Origin of the sequence: Metapseudomonas otitidis, assembly GCF_011397855.1 — a bacterium.
GTDB lineage: Bacteria > Pseudomonadota > Gammaproteobacteria > Pseudomonadales > Pseudomonadaceae > Metapseudomonas > Metapseudomonas otitidis.
Genome location: NZ_AP022642.1, coordinates 3,087,697 through 3,107,563 on the forward strand (window position 1 = coordinate 3,087,697; position 19,867 = coordinate 3,107,563).

At 65.0% G+C, this 19,867-nt stretch carries 20 protein-coding genes; 16 read left to right on the forward strand and 4 right to left on the reverse strand.

Annotated elements, in window-relative coordinates; genetic code table 11:
• Nucleotides 1-66: 66 nt before the first annotated feature.
• On the reverse strand, nucleotides 67-564 hold the full coding sequence (locus tag PotMrB4_RS14165; RefSeq protein ID WP_172433662.1) for a BRO-N domain-containing protein: 498 nt from the start codon (nucleotides 562-564) through the stop codon (nucleotides 67-69).
• Nucleotides 565-1,463: 899 nt separating this feature from the next.
• Complete coding sequence (locus PotMrB4_RS14170) at nucleotides 1,464-1,847, reverse strand: hypothetical protein (RefSeq protein WP_069564216.1); 384 nt, start codon at nucleotides 1,845-1,847, stop codon at nucleotides 1,464-1,466.
• Nucleotides 1,848-2,105: 258 nt separating this feature from the next.
• Between PotMrB4_RS14170 and PotMrB4_RS14175 the strand changes: the two genes are divergently transcribed.
• From PotMrB4_RS14175 to PotMrB4_RS14200, 6 genes are all read left to right on the forward strand, one after another.
• Entirely contained in the window at nucleotides 2,106-2,867 is a 762-nt protein-coding gene (locus PotMrB4_RS14175) for a hypothetical protein (RefSeq protein ID WP_172433663.1), read from the forward strand.
• A gap of 246 nt (nucleotides 2,868-3,113) precedes the next feature.
• Nucleotides 3,114-3,677 (forward strand): hypothetical protein, encoded by a 564-nt coding sequence (locus PotMrB4_RS14180; RefSeq protein ID WP_172433664.1) that lies wholly within the window; start codon nucleotides 3,114-3,116, stop codon nucleotides 3,675-3,677.
• Nucleotides 3,677-4,630, forward strand: a complete 954-nt coding sequence (locus PotMrB4_RS14185) for an acyl-CoA desaturase (protein ID WP_172433665.1) — start codon at nucleotides 3,677-3,679, stop codon at nucleotides 4,628-4,630. Before PotMrB4_RS14180 ends, PotMrB4_RS14185 begins: the two co-directional genes overlap by 1 nt.
• A gap of 364 nt (nucleotides 4,631-4,994) precedes the next feature.
• Nucleotides 4,995-5,906, forward strand: a complete 912-nt coding sequence (locus PotMrB4_RS14190) for a hypothetical protein (RefSeq protein WP_172433666.1) — start codon at nucleotides 4,995-4,997, stop codon at nucleotides 5,904-5,906.
• 69 nt (nucleotides 5,907-5,975) lie between these two features.
• Nucleotides 5,976-6,440, forward strand: a complete 465-nt coding sequence (locus PotMrB4_RS14195) for a tetratricopeptide repeat protein (protein WP_172433667.1) — start codon at nucleotides 5,976-5,978, stop codon at nucleotides 6,438-6,440.
• A 23-nt stretch (nucleotides 6,441-6,463) separates the two neighbouring features.
• Entirely contained in the window at nucleotides 6,464-6,808 is a 345-nt protein-coding gene (locus tag PotMrB4_RS14200; RefSeq protein ID WP_172433668.1) for a hypothetical protein, read from the forward strand.
• Nucleotides 6,809-6,913: 105 nt separating this feature from the next.
• Here PotMrB4_RS14200 and PotMrB4_RS14205 read toward each other — a convergent pair whose 3' ends face one another.
• Both PotMrB4_RS14205 and PotMrB4_RS14210 read right to left on the reverse strand, forming a co-directional pair.
• Nucleotides 6,914-8,497 carry a rhodanese-related sulfurtransferase gene (locus PotMrB4_RS14205; protein ID WP_172433669.1) on the reverse strand — a complete coding sequence of 528 codons (1,584 nt, stop codon included), beginning with the start codon at nucleotides 8,495-8,497 and terminating at the stop codon, nucleotides 6,914-6,916.
• On the reverse strand, nucleotides 8,494-9,102 hold the full coding sequence (locus tag PotMrB4_RS14210; RefSeq protein WP_021221876.1) for a cysteine dioxygenase family protein: 609 nt from the start codon (nucleotides 9,100-9,102) through the stop codon (nucleotides 8,494-8,496). The genes PotMrB4_RS14205 and PotMrB4_RS14210 overlap by 4 nt, the downstream gene beginning before the upstream one ends.
• Nucleotides 9,103-9,209: 107 nt before the next feature.
• On the opposite strand from PotMrB4_RS14210, the gene PotMrB4_RS14215 reads away from it, so the two are divergent.
• The 10 genes from PotMrB4_RS14215 to PotMrB4_RS14260 all read left to right on the forward strand — a co-directional run bounded on the left by PotMrB4_RS14215 (nucleotide 9,210) and on the right by PotMrB4_RS14260 (nucleotide 19,834).
• Nucleotides 9,210-10,130, forward strand: a complete 921-nt coding sequence (locus PotMrB4_RS14215; protein ID WP_172433670.1) for a LysR family transcriptional regulator — start codon at nucleotides 9,210-9,212, stop codon at nucleotides 10,128-10,130.
• 187 nt (nucleotides 10,131-10,317) lie between these two features.
• Complete coding sequence (locus tag PotMrB4_RS14220; protein ID WP_172433671.1) at nucleotides 10,318-11,154, forward strand: ABC transporter permease; 837 nt, start codon at nucleotides 10,318-10,320, stop codon at nucleotides 11,152-11,154.
• A 2-nt stretch (nucleotides 11,155-11,156) separates the two neighbouring features.
• Nucleotides 11,157-11,918: an ABC transporter ATP-binding protein gene (locus tag PotMrB4_RS14225; protein WP_044402864.1), complete on the forward strand. Its 762-nt coding sequence runs from the start codon at nucleotides 11,157-11,159 to the stop codon at nucleotides 11,916-11,918.
• Nucleotides 11,915-13,114 (forward strand): acyl-CoA dehydrogenase family protein, encoded by a 1,200-nt coding sequence (locus PotMrB4_RS14230; RefSeq protein WP_172433672.1) that lies wholly within the window; start codon nucleotides 11,915-11,917, stop codon nucleotides 13,112-13,114. The genes PotMrB4_RS14225 and PotMrB4_RS14230 overlap by 4 nt, the downstream gene beginning before the upstream one ends.
• On the forward strand, nucleotides 13,111-14,055 hold the full coding sequence (locus PotMrB4_RS14235; RefSeq protein ID WP_172433673.1) for a D-isomer specific 2-hydroxyacid dehydrogenase family protein: 945 nt from the start codon (nucleotides 13,111-13,113) through the stop codon (nucleotides 14,053-14,055). The genes PotMrB4_RS14230 and PotMrB4_RS14235 overlap by 4 nt, the downstream gene beginning before the upstream one ends.
• A gap of 28 nt (nucleotides 14,056-14,083) precedes the next feature.
• A complete protein-coding gene (locus tag PotMrB4_RS14240) occupies nucleotides 14,084-14,917 on the forward strand; it encodes a class II aldolase/adducin family protein (RefSeq protein WP_074971354.1) in 834 nt (277 codons plus the stop codon).
• Nucleotides 14,918-14,932: 15 nt separating this feature from the next.
• Nucleotides 14,933-15,886: an ABC transporter substrate-binding protein gene (locus PotMrB4_RS14245; protein WP_172433674.1), complete on the forward strand. Its 954-nt coding sequence runs from the start codon at nucleotides 14,933-14,935 to the stop codon at nucleotides 15,884-15,886.
• Between the two features lie 37 nt (nucleotides 15,887-15,923).
• On the forward strand, nucleotides 15,924-17,132 hold the full coding sequence (locus PotMrB4_RS14250; protein WP_172433675.1) for a dipeptidase: 1,209 nt from the start codon (nucleotides 15,924-15,926) through the stop codon (nucleotides 17,130-17,132).
• Between the two features lie 531 nt (nucleotides 17,133-17,663).
• Nucleotides 17,664-19,250 carry a flavin monoamine oxidase family protein gene (locus PotMrB4_RS14255; protein ID WP_172433676.1) on the forward strand — a complete coding sequence of 529 codons (1,587 nt, stop codon included), beginning with the start codon at nucleotides 17,664-17,666 and terminating at the stop codon, nucleotides 19,248-19,250.
• A gap of 89 nt (nucleotides 19,251-19,339) precedes the next feature.
• Entirely contained in the window at nucleotides 19,340-19,834 is a 495-nt protein-coding gene (locus PotMrB4_RS14260) for a RidA family protein (protein ID WP_074971350.1), read from the forward strand.
• The last annotated feature ends 33 nt before the right edge of the window (nucleotides 19,835-19,867 follow it).

A 19,867-nucleotide genomic window follows, 5' to 3' on the forward strand; every position in this document is an offset into this window, starting at 1 on the left:
GGCCGGCCAGCGGGTGCTGCCGGAGCCGAAAACGCCGCACCTCCATGCGGCGCTCCCGTCCTGCCCCTAGAAAAACCGCTTCCAGCTCGGCCCGTCGCTCAGCGCCGGGTCATCGTGCGCCGCCATGAAGCGCGGCAGGTCCCGCCGCGCGATCCAAAGCTCCCCCTGCCAACGCAGGGCGCCGACACGCTGGTTCGCCCAGGTCATCAGGATGCGTCGCGGACTGGCATCGACCTCGCGGTGATAGTCGTACAACGCCGGGATCACCTCGTCGCTGAGCCACTGGCTCAACGCGCAATGCTCCGGATGCCCGAAGCGATACAGCGCCCGGTAAAGCCCGGCCTCGCTGATCAACTCCAACTCCTCGCAACGACCGGTGGCAAAGCGCAGCATTGCGAAACGGTGCTGGTGGGGATACAGGCGCTTGGTCAGCCGATAGGGGCGGGCAGCGGCGATCATCAGGGCGAAATCGATGGCGACGAACCAGGGTCGGTTGTCGATCATCACCGCGCGCAGTTGATGGCAATGGCGTTGAAAGGTGATGGGGGTGGATGCGTCATGCATGGTGCAGCTCCAACGTAAGGTCAGGTAGCTGTCGCCATTCGCTGTCAATCGAAGGGTGACAGGGCACGCGGGGTTGACAGACCGGTACGTTGGAACCGGCAGGCCACGAGGACCTCCCCGCGCGACCTGCCATAAAGCAGAGCAGTTATGAAAACTGCATGCGTGCTGATGCCTGCAAAAAACATTCGCCGTTTTTCGCATGCACCCTGCGGCGCAATCGCGCCAACGTATGCGGGCTGTCAAACCCGACCACGGGATTGACCGTGGCGGTGGGAGGATAGGGATGGGGGAGCGTGAGAGCAAGTGGAGAAGGGCTACTGCCGCTATTCAAGTATTTGAGCGGTGTGTTGTAGATGAGTAGTGGCGATTCACAAAGCTCCTCGTGAACGACTGCTATCAGTCGGAAACAGTCACTCAGGCTCTTTGCGAAGCAGGTGCAATTAAATTTTAAGACTATGCGCTCATAACCTGCTGATTAAAATGACAAAAGCTACCATTACAGTAGCTTTTGCCGGTGATAGCCTACTTCTTTTTGGGCTTGCTAGGTTTCAAGTCGGGATTGTTTCCCGGAGTTTCCTTATTGTCACGGCGACGCTTGTCGACTTCGCCGGTTGACTTGGCAATGGGTTTTGGGCCTGGCTTAAGCGCCATAGTATCTCTCCTTGATGTTGATGTTGATGTTGATGTTGATGTTGTTTGTTGCGGATTTAGCTTATTGATATTAGCGGGTGCTTTCAATAAGTATGAGACTCTGGATTTTGACTTTAGGAGAAACTCATTCGCTGTCAAGAAGTTAGCAATCCAAGACTGAATGAACACCTCTGGTCGGCAGCTGCCCCTCTTAAGCGTCGGCTATCGGCAGCACCGGATATCCATATTGGCTCGTAAGTAGCACGCTTTTAGTAACGCTGCCCCTTGGCAGGCTTGGCGATGATCTGCCACTCATCTTCGTAGACAACTGAACCGGGCACAGAGGTTCGAAGCACGTCAACGTGGAGGCCATGAAGTTCCAAGAGGGTCTTCAGGTGCCACATGCGCTGGATGGCTTCAGTGGCCGCCGGCTTGAACCAGGAGATGGCCCGTCGATGCTCCATGGATTTCAGTACGCTCGGGACAGTCAGATTCTCGTTGAACCACACCAATGAGGTCCGCAGTTCCGAATGCTCGCTGACTGTGAGATCTCCGGTGTCTCGCAGGTCATGCGCGGCTACTAGAATCCCGGTTGTATGACCTGAGTCGCGGTCGGGGGCGAGCGTTGTAAAGCGGATCAATCCTTGATGCATAACGTTCCTTGTCTTTTGAATCGATTACTTCAGCAGTAAAGGCACGGACCAGCCGGAGTGGCAGAAATAGCAACTTGCTTGAAGGTTAAGAAGCTGTCAGCTGTGTGTCTACGTTCGGTAGGCCGACGATAGCGCATTGGAGGAGGGCGTACGCCATGCCTACTAGCCAGTTCTCGATTCGATAACCACGCCCGTCCAAGCAGAACCCTTTTCATTTAATGTCCTCACACCCCCCAAATCCTTCATCAAGGCCCTACCGTGTTCAAAAAACTCAAAGGCATCCTCGGCATCCAGCCTAAACCCGCTGGTGAAAACAGCTACGGCGAGCATCTCCGTGGCGGGGCGGACGAAACCTGGCCTGAGGCCCTGAACCGTTTCGAGTCGTTCTGCCTGAGCCTGCATGCGTTCTACGACGAGGAGGGGGAAACCTATGAGCTGTACTTCGACGAGTACTTCCAGGACGGCACACTGTTCGAGTGGTCGGGCGCTGTATCCGACGAGGATCTGCTGAGCGCCGAGACGCAGCATGCGTTCGCCATGCCGGAGGAGTTGAAGGCGTTGTTCAGGAAGCGCTTCGCCATCTACGACGTCATTGCGGATCGCGGCCGCTGGGGCGACCGTCGCATCCTCGAGATCTACGGGCGTTCGACCTCGACCTCCTATCCGTGCCTGCACGCGTTCTGCCCGGCGATCGCCTGGAACTTCGGCGAGTACTTCGCCAGGGAAGAGTTGTCGGAGGAACAGATCGCGTACCTGAGCGCCAACTACTTCTGCTTCGGGCGCTGGTCGGACGATGACCACTACTGCACCTATCTCCTGGTGGACCGGCACGGCAACTACGGGCGATTCCGCTTCCACACCGAAGACTACCCCGGCACCCTGCAGCGGCTTGAACCGCTGTTGATCGGCGAGCCCCTCGACATGACGCTGGATGCGCTGATGGTGTGGGCGATCAACAGCTCGATGGAGTACCTGCTCGAACGTAACGATCTCCCCAGCCCTTATGGGAAAAAGGCTTGAGGCTCCAGGCGCACCAGGCGATACGTCAAGGACTCACATCGTAGAGCGCTCATTGATCGAGCCAGCCCATTAAGCAGGCGCCAGGCAGGTGCTTGCTTCAGCTTGCCGCCCAAATCGACGCTGAAATTTCTTCAGTCACCCAGTTGATCCATACGCCCGCCACATAAAGAATGACGCAGCCGGCGGCACAAGCTTCGTGTCCACGAAGCCCGCAAGACACGGCGAACCTGAAAGGAGTCAGGTGATATGGAAGTCGATCCGAATGCTTCGCTGAAAGAAGCCGTCGCCCAGTTCTATACCCGCCATGGCTTCCCAGTCGACGGTGGTGTCAGTGCCAAGCGCTGGTCACCCGTGGGCTGCCGCGACCTCAAGGTTTATCTGCCGAATTTCGAGTGGCGCCGCCGGGCGCTGCCTCTCCATGACATTCATCACGTCCTCACCGGTTACCCATTCCGGCCAACCGGCGAGTTCGAGATGGCCGCCTGGGAATTCGCCGCAGGCCGTTACCCCAACCCACTCAGCACACTGTTCTGCCTGCCGTTGGTGAGCATGGGGGCCTGTGTTGTGCCCAGGCGCAGCTTCTCGGCATTCGTGCGCGGCAAGCACAGCCGCACGCTGTACCAAGGCTACGCCTATCCGGAGCTGCTCGAGAGAAGGGTGGCGGACGTTCGTGCCGAAATACTGCCGTCCGCTCCCGTAGTTGCGACGCCCCGGCATTACCTCGAATACCTGGCCCTGGTCGCCTGCTCGGCAAGCGTGATCGCGCTGCCGCTTTTGGCCATCGCCTTTGTCCTGGCGGAGATTTTCTGATGTCCACTCACGCAGGCGCTGCCTCCGGTGCGTTCAAGGTCAACTCCCTGGTGCTGGACAATGGGGCCAGCCCGCTGACGGGCACCATCGTCTGGGACACATGGCGGTCGCTCTGGAACAGCTTCATCTTCACCAGCGCCCTCGTGCTGGCACCGCTCTATTTCAGCTGGGGTGCTTTGCTGGTCTTCCTCACGCTCAGTGCGGCGACCCTGTGTGCGGGGCATTCGATGGGGTTTCATCGGCGGCTGATTCACCGCAGCTTCAAGTGCTCGAAGTCCACTGAACGCTTTCTCGTGTGGATGGGGACCATCGTCGGTATCGGCGGCCCGTTCTGGACCATCCGCACCCATGACACCCGCGATTGGTCCCAGCGGCAGCCGGCCTGCCACGACTACCTTGCCCACCGCCAGGGCCTGCTCAAGGACGCCTGGTACAACCTGCACTGCAAGTTCGTGCTCGATCATCCGCCGGGCTTCAATCCGGGGCCGGAGATCGCCAACGATCGCTTCTACCAGTTCCTGGAAAAGACCTGGATGCTCCAGCAGCTTCCCATCGGCATCGCGCTTTACCTGATCGGTGGCATGCCGTGGCTGGTGTGGGGCGTGTCGGTCCGGGTTGCGGCCTGCACCACCATGCACTGGTTCATTTCCTACTTCGCCCACACCCGCGGCCCCCAGACCTGGGAGGTGGATGGTGCTGGTGTGCAGGCCCATGACGTGCCCATCGCCGCCATCCCCACCTTTGGCGAGAGCTGGCACAACAACCACCATGCATTCCCGGCGTCAGCTCGCCATGGGCTCTACCCCGGCCAGATCGACCTGGGCTGGCATTTCATCCAGTTGCTACAGCGTCTTGGTCTTGCCTGGGATTTGAATGTGCCGAGCAACTTGCCGCCTCGGGAGGGGATAACTGCGTTGAAGGTGGGGGCGGAGGAGGTTATGTGCCGCAGTTAATGCGGATAAGTACAACCCCGACTGTTACCGGCGCGAAAACAGTCACAATAATAGGCTGCCACTGCGGGGGCTAAGTGGCGCTTTATATTATTTTTCCGCAAAAAAACCATTCAGTCAGCCTAGGTTTGCCATCTGTGTAAAGTGTGCAGGGAAGTTGTCGAGGCGCACGCGATGGACTTAGAGCTGGATAAGAGCTTTATTCTGTGATGGGAGGTGTTTTCTGATATGTGCCGACTTTTATGTGGAAGCAATCTGGCCTGTTTGGTCTAACAGTTAATGGGATTATGAATTTATGCCAAATATTTATAGAGTTGTTAGGAATTACCAGCCTCCATTTTCTTCCATTAACACGATTGGAGAGTCTATGCTGGGGTGCAAAAAACTTGATTTGTACCGCAGTATGGTAACTGTTGGGAACCCCTCGTTTCTCTCCCTTCAGAAAATTCGTGATCATGGCCTCGCCAGAGCGCTGTATGATTCGATAATCAAAAAAGTCGCCATCGTTGCAAATAATATTCAATCAGATCAGGCAGGGATACGAAGACATCAGATATTTGATACTTACGTCTCTGACGAGAAGAGGATTGTTAGTTATAACCTTGGGATGGCTTTTGCCAAGCTGTACTCTGAAAAACTACTAGGCATCCCAAACTTAGTTCACATTGAGTTTCTTAAAAAGCAGAATGCGGTAACTTTTGTTCAGCAAGCAGGGGGGAAACGCCCAAAAGAACCGGACCTGGTTGGTCAGACCATAGACGGCAACTGGCACATTTTTGAGGCAAAAGGTGTGTCGTCTTCGGTGTCTCAGTTGAATGGAAAAATTACGGAAGCAAAAAGCCAAATTCAACAAGTTTCTACGATTCATGGAATGCCCCCTTCAACCGGTAGTGCTTGCGCTACATATATCGGGCGAGACAGGATAATTACTTATCTAGAAGATCCGCCGAGTGATGGTGATAAGAAAATTGAAATCAATGTCGAGAAATTTATCGATGCTTATTATGCACCCTTCTTGATTGCTAATGAGACACTGGGTCTTCGCTTCCGGACAGAGCGCATTGATGGCGTTGATGTTGATTTCTATGACTTGTCGGATGCCAACAGGAAATTAAGCATCGGGCTTGAGCGTGAGGTTTTGGAGTCAATTCGTAGCAAAAAATATGACCTCCCTCAAAGCATCACATCTCGGCTAAAAGAGCACTATTTGGCTGGTGAGGGACAAGATAGATATTCGGTTGGTCTTGACGGATTTGTCGTTGGCTACACTGACCATTAGCCGGCAATAAGTCGTCCAGATGAATATTTTAGCGGTGTCGCTTATTAGCTAAGGGTAGTCGAGGGCTTTATGGCGGGAGATGAAGTCAATGCTCACGAAGCTTGGGAAGCTGGAACCCTGGCCCTTGCATTCGAGCTTTTCTCAATCTGTGCAGCCCAGGGTTCTGAAGGCAGCATGCTGGATCTTGGCTATTTCTATGATGAAGGTATTGGAACGCCTCAAGATAAGAAGCAAGCCATGCGCTGGTACAAGAAGGCCTACCGGCTTGGCAGCAGCTCTGCCGCTTCGAACATCGCTGTCCTGTATCGGGAGCAAGGTCGCTTCAGCTTGAGTGCCGAGTGGTTTCGGCGCGCCGTTCACCTGCAGGATGGCGATGCAGAGGTTGAGCTAGCCAAGTTACTGATTGCAGGCAAGGGCGTGAGGAAGTCTCTCTCGGCAGCCATGGAGCACCTGCTGAACGCACTAGCCTCTGATCGCATTACCCCAGCAGGTATCGAGGAAGCAGAAGAGCTGTTAAGGCAGATACAGCGGTGATGGAAAACAGAGTTGGGGTTCATATGACAATCGATGACGCATCCCGGCTACTCCGAGAGGCCGCGGCGCGGTTTGCTGAAGCAAATGTCGTTTGGAGAAGAGCACGTATTGGATTGTTCGGGTTCTGGGTGGGAGATGACCCACTAAAGGAAATGGAAACCCCTTTGCAACGGGCGCGACTCTCTGAGAATGCCTGGGCGAAACTGCACAGTGACAGAAAAAATCCTTATACGTGTCTTGTTGAATTCATGTCTCTTGGCGGTGTAGTTATCCGCTGGGAGCAATATGTGCTGGATATTCAGCTTCCCAGTGGAGAGAGGCTTGGCATTCACGAGGTCGCCTTCAGACAAGCAGAGCGCACTACCTGAAGCGCTCAGCCTAAGCGGATCACTTAGCTAGATCGCTGGAGTCCATTCGATTTGACTGACTTGAGTGCCCGCCTTTGTCAGAGGGCAGGCACTCAGCATCCTCCCTCAAACCACAAAGAACCCACTCGTCCCATCCCGCCCCAACTGCTCCACCAACCCAAACTCCCAATCCAGATACGCCTGCATGGCCTCACGCGGGTTGTCGGTGCCTTCGTACGGGCGGCGGTAGCGGTCGATGCGCGGTGACAGCAGGCCGCTTTCGCCGGCTTCCACCGGCAGGCCGGCGTCGGCCCAGGCGGTGTTGCCGCCGTCGAGCAGGAAGGCGGGTTTTCCGGTGAGGGCGGCCACTTCGTCCACGGCGAAGCGGGCCAGCAGACCGCTGCCGCAGGTGAGTACGTAGCGCTCGGCCTTCGGAGCCGTGGCGAGGGCTTCGCGCAGTTGGGCGCGCAGTACCCAGCGGGCGCCGGGGATGTGGCGTTTGACGTGGTTGGCGCTGGCGGTGAAGTCCAGCACCACCGTGTCGCCATGCTCCAGCCAGGTGGCCAGGGTCTGCGGGGCGATGGCTTCGACCTGGGGCAGGGCGGGCAGGGCGGGGCGCCAGGCGCCGCTTTCGCTGAAGTCCGCTGCCGTGAGCCCATCGAGCACATGCACCTCCCAACCCAGTTGCGCCAGCCAGGAGCCGGTCATGTTGGCGCGGGTGCCGTCGTCGTCCGCGAGGACGATGCGCGCGCCGCGCACGCTGGCGTAGTGGTCGGTCTCCTGCACCAGCTGGCCGCCGGCGACCCAGCGGGCGCCGGGCAGGTGGCTGGCGCGGTATTCCTCTTCGGTGCGCACGTCGAACAGGTAGGTGGTGCGGCCGGCCTCGGTGCGCCAGTCGCTTAGCTGCGCAAGGCTGGCGCGGCGTACGCCGGCCTTGTCGGCCACGGCGCGGGCTGCCTGCGCGGCTTGTTCGCGGGTTTCAATGCTGACGTCGGTGAAGCGCCGTTGCTGGCCGTGCTCCAGTGTCTGCCCGGCCAGGGTCCAGCCGATGGTGCCGTTGCGCAGGGCGGCCACCGGGTTGGGGATGCCGGCGTTCACCAGGGATTGGGTGCCGATGATGCTGCGGGTGCGCCCGGCGCAGTTGACGATCACCCGGGTGCTCGGGTCCGGCGCCAGTTCGCGCACGCGCAGCACCAGTTCGGCGCCGGGCACGCTGATGGAGCCGGGGATGTTCATGGTCTGGTACTCGTCGAAGCGGCGGGCGTCGAGCACCACCACGTCGGCCTTGGCGTCCAGCAGCGCCTTCACCTCTTCGGCGGCGAGGGAGGGCGTGTGGCGCTGGCTTTCCACCAGTTCGCCAAAAGCCTTGCTGGGCACGTTGACGTCGCGGAACAGCTCGCCACCGGCCTCGCGCCAGCCGGCCAGGCCACCCTCCAGCAGGGCCACGTCGCTGTAACCCAGTTGCAGCAGACGCTCGGCGGCGCGTTCGGCCAGGCCTTCGCCGTCGTCGTAGAGGGTCACGGCGGTGTCGCGGCGGGGCACGCGGTCGAGCACTTCCAGCTCCAGCTTGGAGAGCGGGATGTTGGCGGCGAACAGCGGGTGCGCCTCGGCGAAGGGGGCCTCCTCGCGCAGGTCGATGAGGGCGACTTCCTCGTGGGCGAGGAGGGCGGAGCGGATGTCGGCAAAACGGCGAAGGGGGATGCGGCTCATGGCGCCAGGCTCTCTTTCGACAGGTCCCAGATATTGGGCAGGTGGAGGTTGGAATAACCGGAGATGAAGGGCTTCTCGACGCCGCCCTCGGCATAGACGGCGCGACGCACCGCACCGATGTTGGCGCCGTACACGTGGATGCTGATGGAGGTTCGGTTCTCGAAGGCGTTGCGCACCTGGTGGATGTCGCCCACCCGGGGCGACACGGCGACCACGTCGCCCGGCTGCAGGGATTCCGCCGCGCCTTCGGGCCGCAGGCTGCCGTCGGCGTTGCGGGCGAAGCCCTGGCTGAGTTCGGCGCCGCGCAGCATGCCGATCAGCCCCCAGGTGCGGTGGTCGTGCACCGGGGTCGATTGGCCGGGGCCCCACACGAAGCTGACGATGGAGAAGGCCTGGCGCGAGTCGGCGTGCAGCAGGTACTGCTGGTAGCGCTCCGGGCTGGGCTGGGCATAGGCGTCCGGCAGCCAGTCGTCGGTGCTCACCAGGTCGCGCAGCAGCGCGGCGCCCTGGTCGAGTATCCGTGGCTCGTCCGGTGCCTGGGCGAGGAGGTCGGCGAGGTCGACGATGAAGCCGCGTAGCCGTCCGAGGTTGGGCGTTTGAGACATGGTTCCCTCGATGTCCGTGAGTGCGCAGCGGTAACCGCTACCGTGCCGGGGCAAAAGATATTATTCTTCTTGCGTATTCTTCCAGCCATTTATTATGCGAATAAAGAATGAAGATAGATGATATCGATGCATTCGTGGCCGTCATCCGCAGCCAGTCGATCAGCCAGGCGGCGGAGTCCCTGCAGCTCACCCAGCCTGCCATCACCCGGCGCGTGCAGAACTTCGAGGAGGCCCTCGGGGTCAGCCTGCTGGACCGCAACACCAAGCCGCTGAAGCCCACGCCCATGGGCATGCGCGTGTACGAGCAATGCCGCGCGGTACTGCGCGAGATGGACGCCCTGCGCGAACTGGTGCTGAGCGATTCCTCCCCCAGCGGCGTGCTGCGCCTGGGCGTGCCGCAGACGGTGGGCGACGTGGTGCTGCTGGATGCCCTCAGCCAGCTCAAGACCCTCTACCCGGACCTGCAGACCCAGGTCTCCACCGGCTGGGGCAGCCACCTGCTGGGCAAGATGGAGAACGGCGAGCTGGACGCCGTGGCGGCGCTGTTCCCGGCGGGCAAGGTGTTCCCCGAAGGCATCGTCGGGCGCTCCCTGGCGCGCATGGATCTGGTGGTGGTCGCGGCCAAGGGCGAGGTGCGCAAGCGCTCCTGCAAGCTCGCCGATTGCTACCAGCGCGGCTGGGTGCTGAACCCCGATGGCTGCGGCTTCCGCGCCGGCCTGCAACGGGCCCTGAGCGACGAGGGGCTGTCGCTGCGCATCAACCTGGAGACCTTCGGCACCGAGCTGCAGCTGGGGCTGATCGCCAATGGCCTGGGCTTCGGCCTGGTGCCGCGCCCGCTGCTGGAGAACAGCCGTCACCGCGAACGCCTGGAGGTGGTGCCGGTGAGCGACTTCAAGCCGGTGATCGACCTGTGGCTGATCCACCCGCGCTTTCTCGGCAACCTGCAGGCGCCGGTGGCGCTGTTCGGCGAGACCGTGGCCCAGCGCGTGGCGCACCAGGCGGAGGAGGGGGCTGCGGCAGGCTCATAACCAAAGCATCTTGCATGTAACCGCATCGGTTAGATGCGCGATTTGTATATTAGATTAGAACCAGATCGAATTTCACTGCGGTTTTTTAGATGGATAGCATGTGGGTCAAGCCAGGCTGCAGCGGGCTCGATCCAACCTCCCGCCTGCGGCCCCCGACCATTGGAAAGGCCCCGATCGAGGAGAAGGAATGTCCCGGCGAAGCAACGCCCTGGTGCCCCCGGGCAGCGCACTGACGGCCCTGCTGGCGCCCCTGCGCTGGAAGGGCTGGAGCAACCTCGGCCTGCGCCTGGTGAGCCCGCTGGTGCTGCTCCTGCTGTGGGAGCTGGCCTCCCGCACGGGCCTGCTGCCGGCGCGCATCATCGCCGCGCCCAGCGCCATCGGCGACACCCTCTGGCAGATGATCGCCAGCGGCGAGCTGGCCGGGCACCTCTGGGTCTCCCTCAAGCGCGCCCTCAGCGGGCTGGCCATAGGCGTCTCCCTCGGCACGGTACTGGCCCTGCTGGCCGGCCTGTCACGCCGGGGCGAGCTGATCATCGACTCCCCGGTGCAGATGCTGCGCACGCTGCCGTTCCTGGCCATCGTGCCGCTGTTCATCCTCTGGTTCGGCGTGGGTGAGACGCCGAAGATCGCCCTGATCGCCCTCGGCACCACCTTCCCGGTCTACCTCACGCTGTTCTCCGGCATCCGCGGCGTCGACCCCAAGCTGGTGGAAGCCGGGCGCCTGTTCGGCCTCAGCCGCCTGGAGTTGGTTGTCCACGTCATCCTGCCCGGTGCCTTGCCGTCCTTTTTCGTCGGCCTGCGCTACGCCTTCGGCATCAGCTGGCTCGGCCTGGTGGTGGTGGAGCAGATCAACGCCAGCGCCGGCCTCGGTTACCTGGTCAACGACGCCCGCGATTTCATGCGCACCGACGTGATCGTCATCTGCCTCATCGTCTACAGCGTGCTGGGCCTGTCCATCGACGCCCTGGTGCGCCTGCTCGAACGCCTGGCCCTGGCCTGGCGCCCCACCTTCATAAGGAACTGACCATGGATGTTGCGCTGCAACGCCTGCGCCCACCGGTGCGCGTGCGCGGGCTGACCCGTCGCTTCGCCGGCCAGGCCGTGCTCGACGGCCTCGACCTGGAGCTGGGTGCCGGCGAATTCGTCGCCCTGCTGGGGCGCAGCGGCTCGGGCAAGACCACGCTGCTGCGCGCCTTGGCCGGGCTGGACGCGGTGGACGGCGGCACGCTGGAGGTGCCCGAGGCCCACGCGGCGGTGTTCCAGGAACCCCGGCTGATGCCCTGGAAGCGCGCCTGGCGCAACGTCGCCCTCGGCCTGCGCGGCGCCAACCCGCAGACCCGCGCCCTGGCCGCCTTGCAGGAGGTGGGGCTGGGCCACCGCCTCGACGCCTGGCCCGGCACCCTGTCCGGCGGCGAGGCGCAGCGCGTGGCACTGGCCCGCGCCCTGGTGCGCGAGCCGGAGTTGCTGCTGCTGGACGAGCCCTTCGCCGCGCTGGATGCCCTGACCCGCATCCGCATGCACCAGCTGATCATCGAGCTGTGGCGCACCCACCAGCCCTCGGTGCTGCTGGTCACCCACGACGTCGACGAGGCGGTGCTGCTGGCCGATCGCGTCGTCGTGCTGGAGGCCGGGCGCATCGCCGAGCAGATCCCCGTGCGCCTGCCGCGTCCACGGGAGGTGGCCAGCCGCGGCTTCCAGGAGCTGCGCCAGCACCTGCTCACCCTGCTCGGCGTCGAAGCGCCGGCCAGCCCCTTCGTCCACACCCTCGCACGGACCGCCCAACGATGAGCCTCGACCTGAAAACCGCCAAGGAGACGGCCCGCGTGCCCGACCTCGATTCCCCGGCCTTCGCCGACCTGCTGGCCCAGCTCAGCGACGAATTCGCCGCCAGCGCCGCCCATTACGACCGCCACGGCGAATTCCCCCACGCCAACCTGCGTCGCCTGCACGAGCACGGCCTCATCGCCCTCACCGTGCCGCGTCGCCTCGGCGGCAGCGAGGCCAGCCTGGCCCAGGCACGCCGGGTGATCGCCGCCGTGGCGCGGGGCGAGCCGTCCACCGCCCTGGTGCTGGTGATGCAGTACCTGCAGCACGCGCGCCTGCAGGCCAACCAGGCCTGGCCCGAGCACCTGCGCCTGCGCCTGGCCCGCGAGGCGGTGGAAGAGGGCGCGCTGATCAACGCCCTGCGCGTGGAGCCGGACCTGGGCACCCCCGCCCGTGGCGGCCTGCCGGGCACCATCGCCCGGCGCGTGCCCGAGGGCTGGCGCATCAGCGGGCGGAAGATCTACTCCACCGGCATCCCCGGGCTCACCTGGCTTTCTGTTTGGGCGCGCAGCGACGAAGCCGAGCCCCGCGTCGGCACCTGGCTGGTGCACCGCGACACGCCGGGCATCCGCATCGAGGAAACCTGGGACCACCTGGGCATGCGCGCCACCTGCAGCCACGACGTGGTCTTCGACGATGTCCTGGTGCCCGACGAATACGCCGTGGACATTCTCCCCGCCAGCCAGCCGCGCCCCTCGGAGCTGGACTCCAGCGGCGTGCTCTGGCTCGCCGTGCTGCTCTCCAGCATCTACGACGGCGTGGCCCGCGCCGCCCGTGACTGGCTGGTGGGCTGGCTGGCCGAGCGCACGCCGGCCAACCTCGGCGCGCCGCTCTCCAGCCTGCCGCGCTTCCAGGAGCTGGTGGGGCGCATCGACGCACTGCTGCTGTCCAACCGCGTGCTGCTGGATGCCGCCGCCGAAGGCCGCATTCCCGCCAGCGAGGCGACCCAGGTGAAGTACCTGGTCACCACCCAGGCCATCGCCGCCGTGGAGCTGGGCGTGGAAGCCATCGGCAACCCCGCGCTGGCCCGGGGCAACCCGCTGGAGCGGCACTATCGCGACGTGCTTTGCAGCCGCATCCACACCCCGCAGAACGACGCCGTGCTCGGCGCCGCCGGCCGCGCCGCGTTCGCCTTGCCCAGCCGGGGCGGGCAGGCATGAGCCGGGCGCGCATCGCCAGCCAGCTGGACGGCACCTTCAACGACCTGCTGCGCGCGCGCCTGCCGGGCGTGGAGGTGCTGGACCTGCCTCGTGGAGTACCCAGCACGCTGCCGACGGACATACAGGTGCTGCTCGCCGCGCCCCACGCCGATTGGCGCAACGCCGCCGAGCCGCCCGCCGGCTGGCCGTTCGGCCTGGGCTTCGTGCAACTGGTGAGCTCGGGGCTGGATTTCTTCCCGCCCTGGCTGTTCGACGGCCTGCCGGTGGCCAGCGCCCGGGGCGCCACCGCCAGCAGCATCGCCGAGTTCGCCCTGGCGGCCATCTTCGCCGCCGCCAAGCAGCTGCCCGAGCTGTGGATCGACAGCGCCGACGCCTGGCAGCAACGCCCGCTGGCGTCCTTGGCCGGCAGCACCCTCGGCCTCTACGGCTTCGGCAGCATCGCCCGGGACCTGGCGCGCAAGGCCCTGGCGCTGGACATGCAGGTGCTCGCCCTGCGCCGCTCACCCCAACCCTTCGGCCTGGACGGCGTACAGCGCGCCGCCGACATCCATGAACTCTTCGCCCGTGCCGATCACCTGGTGCTGGCCGCGCCCGCCACCGCCGAGACGCACCAGGTGGTCAACCGCCAGACCCTGGCTTCGGCGCGCCCCGGCCTGCACCTGATCAACGTCGCGCGCGGCGCCCTGGTGGACCAGGCCGCGCTGCTGCAGGCCCTTGACGACGGGCGCCTAGCGCTCGCCAGCCTCGATGTCACCGACCCCGAGCCGCTGCCGGCCGGGCACCCGTTCTACAGCCATCCCCGTGTACGGCTGAGCCCCCACACCTCGGCCAACACGCCGCAGGTGTACCGCAACCTCGTCGCGCTGCTGGCGCGCAACCTCGAACGCTTCCACAGCGGGCAACCGCTGGAGAACCTGGTGCAGGCCGCGCGTGGCTACTGAGCCCGCCGGCCCTTCAAGGAGAAACCGCATGACCGCCAGGCTGACCGGCCTCACCGGCACCCCGCAACCCACCGCCTACTCGCTGCCCCGCGACGGCCACACCGTATTCCGCTGGCAGGAGCCGCCGCAGCAGCCCACGGTCGAGGCCGAGCGCCTGCTGCGCAAGCAGCGCCTGGCCGGCTCCTTCCGCCTGTTCGCCCGGCACGGCTTCGACATGGGCGGCGCCGGGCACATCACCGTGCGCGACCCGGAGTTTCCCGACCACTTCTGGGTCAACCCGGTGGGCGTTTACTTCGGCCACATCCGCGTCTCCGACCTGCTGCTGGTCAATCCCCACGGCGAGATCGTCGAAGGGCAGGGCGCGCTCAACCTCGCCGCCTTCGCCATCCATGCCGCGCTGCACGAGGCCCGGCCGGACGTGGTCGCCGCCGCCCATGCCCATTCGCTGTACGGCAAGGCCTGGTCCAGCCTCGGGCGCCTGCTCGACCCGCTGACCCAGGACGCCTGCGCCTTCCACGGCAAGCACGCGCTGTTCGACAACTTCACCGGCGTGGTGCTGGAAGCCAGCGAGGGCGCGCGCATCGCCGCCACCCTGGGGCCGAGCAACGTCGCGCTGATCCTGCAGAACCACGGCCTGCTCACCGTCGGCCGCACCGTGGAGGCCGCCGTCTGGCGCTTCATCGCCCTGGACAACGCCGCCCACGCCCAGCTGCTGGCCGAGGCCGCCGGCACGCCCCGGCCCATACCCCCGGCCGTGGCCGAACACACCGCGCGCCAGGTGGGCACCGAATTCGGCGGCTGGTTCAGCTTCCAGCCCTACTGGGACCGCCTGTTGCGCGACGAGCCCGACTTCCTCGACTGATTGCAAGGAGCCCCCATGAACCGCCGTCACTTCCTCCAGTATTCCGCCCTGGCCGGGCTCGCCTGCGCGCTGCCCACGGCCTTCGCCCGGGACTGGAACGGCATCGGCCTGAACGTCGCCACCTACAAGGGCGCGGCGCCCACCTTCTTCGACGAGGCGGGCATCGAGCGCCCGCCCTACGCGGTGAAATACGCCGAGTTCAACGGCGGCAACCTCGGTTTCGAGGCGCTGATCAGCGGCACCCTGGACCTGGCGCCCATGAGCGAGATCCCACCGATCTTCGGCATCAGGAACCAGGCGCCGGTGAAGCTCATCGCCGTGCTCACCGGCGACGTCAACAACCAGGCCTTCGTGGTGCCCAAGGGCTCGACCATGCAATCCCTGGCGGAGCTGCCGGGCAAGCGCGTGGGCTACATCCGCTCCACCTCCTCGCACTACATGCTGCTGCGCGCGCTGAAGGAGCAGGGCCTGACCCTGGGCGATATCCAGCCCTTCGCGCTGACGCCCCAGGACGGTTTCGCCGCCTTCCAGAACGGCAACCTGGATGTCTGGGTGACCTTCGGCTACTTCATCCAGCTGGCCGAGCTGCGCAGCGGCGCGCGGGTGCTGCGCACGGGGCAGGGGTATCTCTCCGGCAACTACGTGATCGCCGCCAACCAGCGCGCCATCGACGACCCGGGCAAGCGCGCCGCCATCGAGGACTACGTCCAGCGCGAGTACCGCAGCTGGCAATGGGTGCAGCACAACCCGGAGGCCTGGGCGGCCAAGAGCGAGAAGATCCTCGGCATCCCCCGCGAGGTCTTCCTCTCCCAGTACAAGGCCCAGAGCGGGCCGCGCGTGCTGCAGGCGGTGGACGACGCCGCCGTGCGTTCCCAGCAGGCCGTGGCCGACACCTTCTTCGAGGCTGGTGTGCTGCCACAGCGGCTGGACGTGGCGCCGCTTTGGGATCGGAGCTTCCGCTGGGGCTGAGCCCGTCACGTATCCCAGGCATCCAAGGATCGGTTCCATGCACCTCAAGCCAACCCTGATCGCCCTGGCACTGCTCACCGGCAGCGCCCAGGCCGCCGACGTCCCGCCCGCTATCCGCGTCCTCCACGAGCGGCTGCTGGTGCTCGACAGCCACCTCGACACCCCCATGCAACTGGCGCGGCCCGGCTGGGACATCAGCCAGCGCCACCGCTACGCCGACGACCTGTCCCAGGTCGACCTGCCGCGCATGCGCGAGGGCGGGCTGGATGGCGGCTTCTTCGCCGTGTTCACGCCCCAGGGGCCACGCACGGCAGAGGGGAGCACCCTGGCCAGCGAACACGGCCTGGCAGTCATCACCCGCATCCGCGACATGGTCGCCGCGCGGCCCGATGAATTCGCCCTGGCCACGCGGGCGGATGAGGTGCCCGGCATCGTCGCCTCGGGGCGCCGCGTGGTGCTGATCAGCATGGAAAACGCCGAGCCCCTGGCCGCCGACCCGGGCCGCCTGGCCACCTACCAGCGCCTGGGGCTGCGCATGCTCGGCCTGGTGCACGCGCAGAACAACTCATTCGCCGACTCGGCCACCGCGCTGCCGGAATGGCACGGCCTCAGCCCGGCCGGGCGCGAACTGGTGGAGGAGGCCAACCGGCTGGGGATTCTCATCGATGTGTCCCATGCCTCCGACGCGGTGTTCGACCAGGTGCTGGCGCTGTCCCGCGCGCCGGTGATCGCCTCCCACTCCGGCGCCCGCGCCATCGGCCCGCACCCGCGCAACCTCGACGATGCACGCCTGCGCAGGCTCGCGGAAAAGGGCGGGGTGGTGCAGGTCAACAGCTTCCCCAGCGACCTGGTCCCCCGGCCGCCAAACCCCGAGCGGGACAAGGTCCTGGCGCCGCTGTACCGCGAGTTCCGCCTGGCCGCCAGCCTCTCCCCGGAACAGGTGGCCGACCTCGCCCGGCGCATCCGCGAGGCTGATGCCCGCTACCCGTTGCCGCCCACGCGCCTGGACGACTTCATGGCGCACCTGCTGCACATCCTCGACGTGGTCGGCCCGCAACACGTCGGCATCGGCGCCGACTGGGACGGCGGCGGCGGCGTGGAAGGTCTGCGCGACGTCAGCGACCTGCCACGCATCAGCGAACGCCTGCTCGCCGCCGGCTACAGCGAACAGGACCTCGCCGCGATCTGGGGCGGCAACCTGCTGCGGGTGCTGGCGGCAGCGGAAGCAAACGCCGCCTCGAAGTAGCCCGGGCTTCAGCCCGGGAGCGAAGCCTGTGGCATCCCCGGACTGAAGTCCGGGCTACCCAGATGCACCCTGGCGCCGATCTCCACACGAAATCGCTCATCGCCATCCCATGCGGTAAACGCAGGTCCAGGCAAACCGTAGCCCGGGCTTCAGCCCGGGAACGGGGTTTCCGCTACCCCCGGACTGAACCGGCGCCCTTCGCCTCCTACGGTTGCCATCCCGTCTCGTCAGCTCCGCTCTCCCGCCAACACCGCGCCGCCCGTGCCTTTGGCTACGTGGGCATGATGTTTCAAGATGATTATGCGTTTCGCGCAATATGCGGATTGATAAAAATGAAACATTTTAATATTTGCATATGCTCAAAATGTATTTCTCTTATCAAATTCTGCCCCATAGGATGGCTCCACATAGAGCGATTTCGAAGCTCTTGGATGTGAATCTATAACCGGATGCGATATCCGGATGCAGCCAGGGAAGGGCGCCATCGGGCGAGCCGTGCCTGGTGGAAGGGAATCAAGGAGAGTGCCTGCAATGCCTTTGACCAGACGACAGCTCATCGCCCGCATCGGTGCCGTTGGGGGCTACCGCGCCGCCATGGCGGCCATGGGTGTGCTCGGGGTGATGAGCCCGGCCACGGGTGCCAGCCAGGAGAACTACGCGGCGCTGCAACCGGCCAGCGGCCTGGGGCAGGGCGCCAGCGTCACCGTGGTCGGTGCCGGCATCGGCGGGCTGGTGGCGGCCTACGAGCTGCGCAAGGCCGGCTTCGCCGTGACCCTGCTGGAGGCCCGCGAGCGGGTCGGCGGGCGCAACTGGACGCTGCGCCGTGGCGATCGCGTCGAGTACACCGACGGCACCACCCAGGTCGCCGACTTCGACGAAGGCTTCTACTTCAACGCGGGCCCTGCGCGCCTGCCCAGCCACCACCAGCTGATGCTCGGCTACTGCCGCGAGCTGGGCGTAGAGCTGGAGGTGCTGGTCAACACCAGCCGCAACGCCCTGGTGCGCCCGGACCTGTCCGCGCCGCCGATGCAGATCCGCCAGGCGGTGAATGACAGCCGTGGCCACATCGCCGAGCTGCTGGCCAAGGCGGTCAACCGCCAGGCCCTGGACCAGGAGCTGAACGCGGCCGACCGGCAGAACCTGCTGGGCTTCCTCAAGACCTGGGGCGACCTCTCGGAGAAGCTCGACTACCTCGGCTCGGCGCGCTCCGGCTACAAGGTGTGGCCCGGCGCCGGTGACCAGCTGGCGCAGAAGAACGAGCCGCTGCCGCTGCGCACGCTGCTCAACCCGGCCCTGGGCACGGCGCTGATGATCGACGAATACCCGGAGTTCTCGCCCACCATGTTCCAGCCGGTGGGCGGCATGGACCGCATCCCGGCGGCCTTCCAGCGCCACCTGCAGCCGTCCCTGCGCCTGGGGGCGGAGGTGCGCTCGATCCGCAACCACGAGGACCGCGTGGAGATCGGCTACCGCGACCGCCGCAGCGGCAGCGAGCTGCAGGTGACCAGCGACTACGCGGTGATCGCGCTGCCGCTGCCGCTGCTGGCCAGGATCGACAGCAACTTCACCGCCCCGGTGCGCCAGGCGATCTCGGCGGTGCAGTTCGGCTACGCCAACAAGGTGGCCTGGCAGTCGCGGCGCTTCTGGGAGACCGACTACCAGATCTACGGCGGGCTTTCCTTCATCAACCAGGAGGCCTCCGGGCTCTGGTACCCCAGCGGCGGCTTCAACCAGGCCGAGGGCATCCTCATCGCCGCGTACAACAACGGCGAGGTAGCGCGCAAATTCGGCGACAAGGGCATCGACGAGCAGATCGCCCTATCGCGCCAGGCCGTGGAGCTGCTGCACCCCGGCCACGGGCAGGACCTGCGCAAGCCGCTGGCCATCGCCTGGAACCGCATTCCCCACAGCCTCGGCCCCTGGATCAGCCACGAGGTGGCGGAGCCGGACTACGGCTTGCTCAACCAGGCCCAGGGCCGCGTGCACCTGACCAGCGACGGCCTCGCCCACAGCGGCGTGGGCATCTGGCAGGAAGCCGCCGCCGGCGCTGCCCGGCGCGTGGTGCGGAACATCTTCGAGCGTGCGCAAGGCACGTCGCAACACCGGCAAACGGCCTGAACCACGCCGCGCCGCATCCATAACCAGATCCACCTGCCAGGTAGCGGACCTCCGAGGCTGGCGCCAACACAGACCTTGGAGCTTTCGCGATGCCTTTCAAACATGCCCTTCTGGGGTTGGGGGTCCTTTTCGCCACCGTCGGCCAGGCCGCGGAGATCGAGCGGGTGCCCTCGACCTATCCCAACTCGCCGATCCTGCAGTCGGCGACCCTGCCGCCGGGCACGGCGCTGACCTTCGTCTCCGGCATCCTGCCGGACCCGGCCGACCCCAAGGCCGCCAAGGATGACCTGCGCGCCGCCGGCGATACCGAGGCGCAGACCATCGCCGTGCTGCGCAAGGTGGAGGCCGCCCTGGCCCCGCGCGGCCTCGGCCTGGGCGATGTGGTGCAACTGCGGGTGTACCTGGTGGGCGACCCGAAGCTGGACGGGCGCATGGACTTCGAGGGCCTGCAGCGCGGCTTCCGGCAGTTCTTCGGCAGCGAGAAGCAGCCGCTGAAGCCGACCCGCACCACGGTGCAGGTGGCCGGGCTGGTGTTGCCCGGCGCGCTGATCGAAGTCGAGGCGGTGGCCGCCAAGGCCCGCTGACCCAATCCCCCACAGATCGAGCCAGATGCGGCC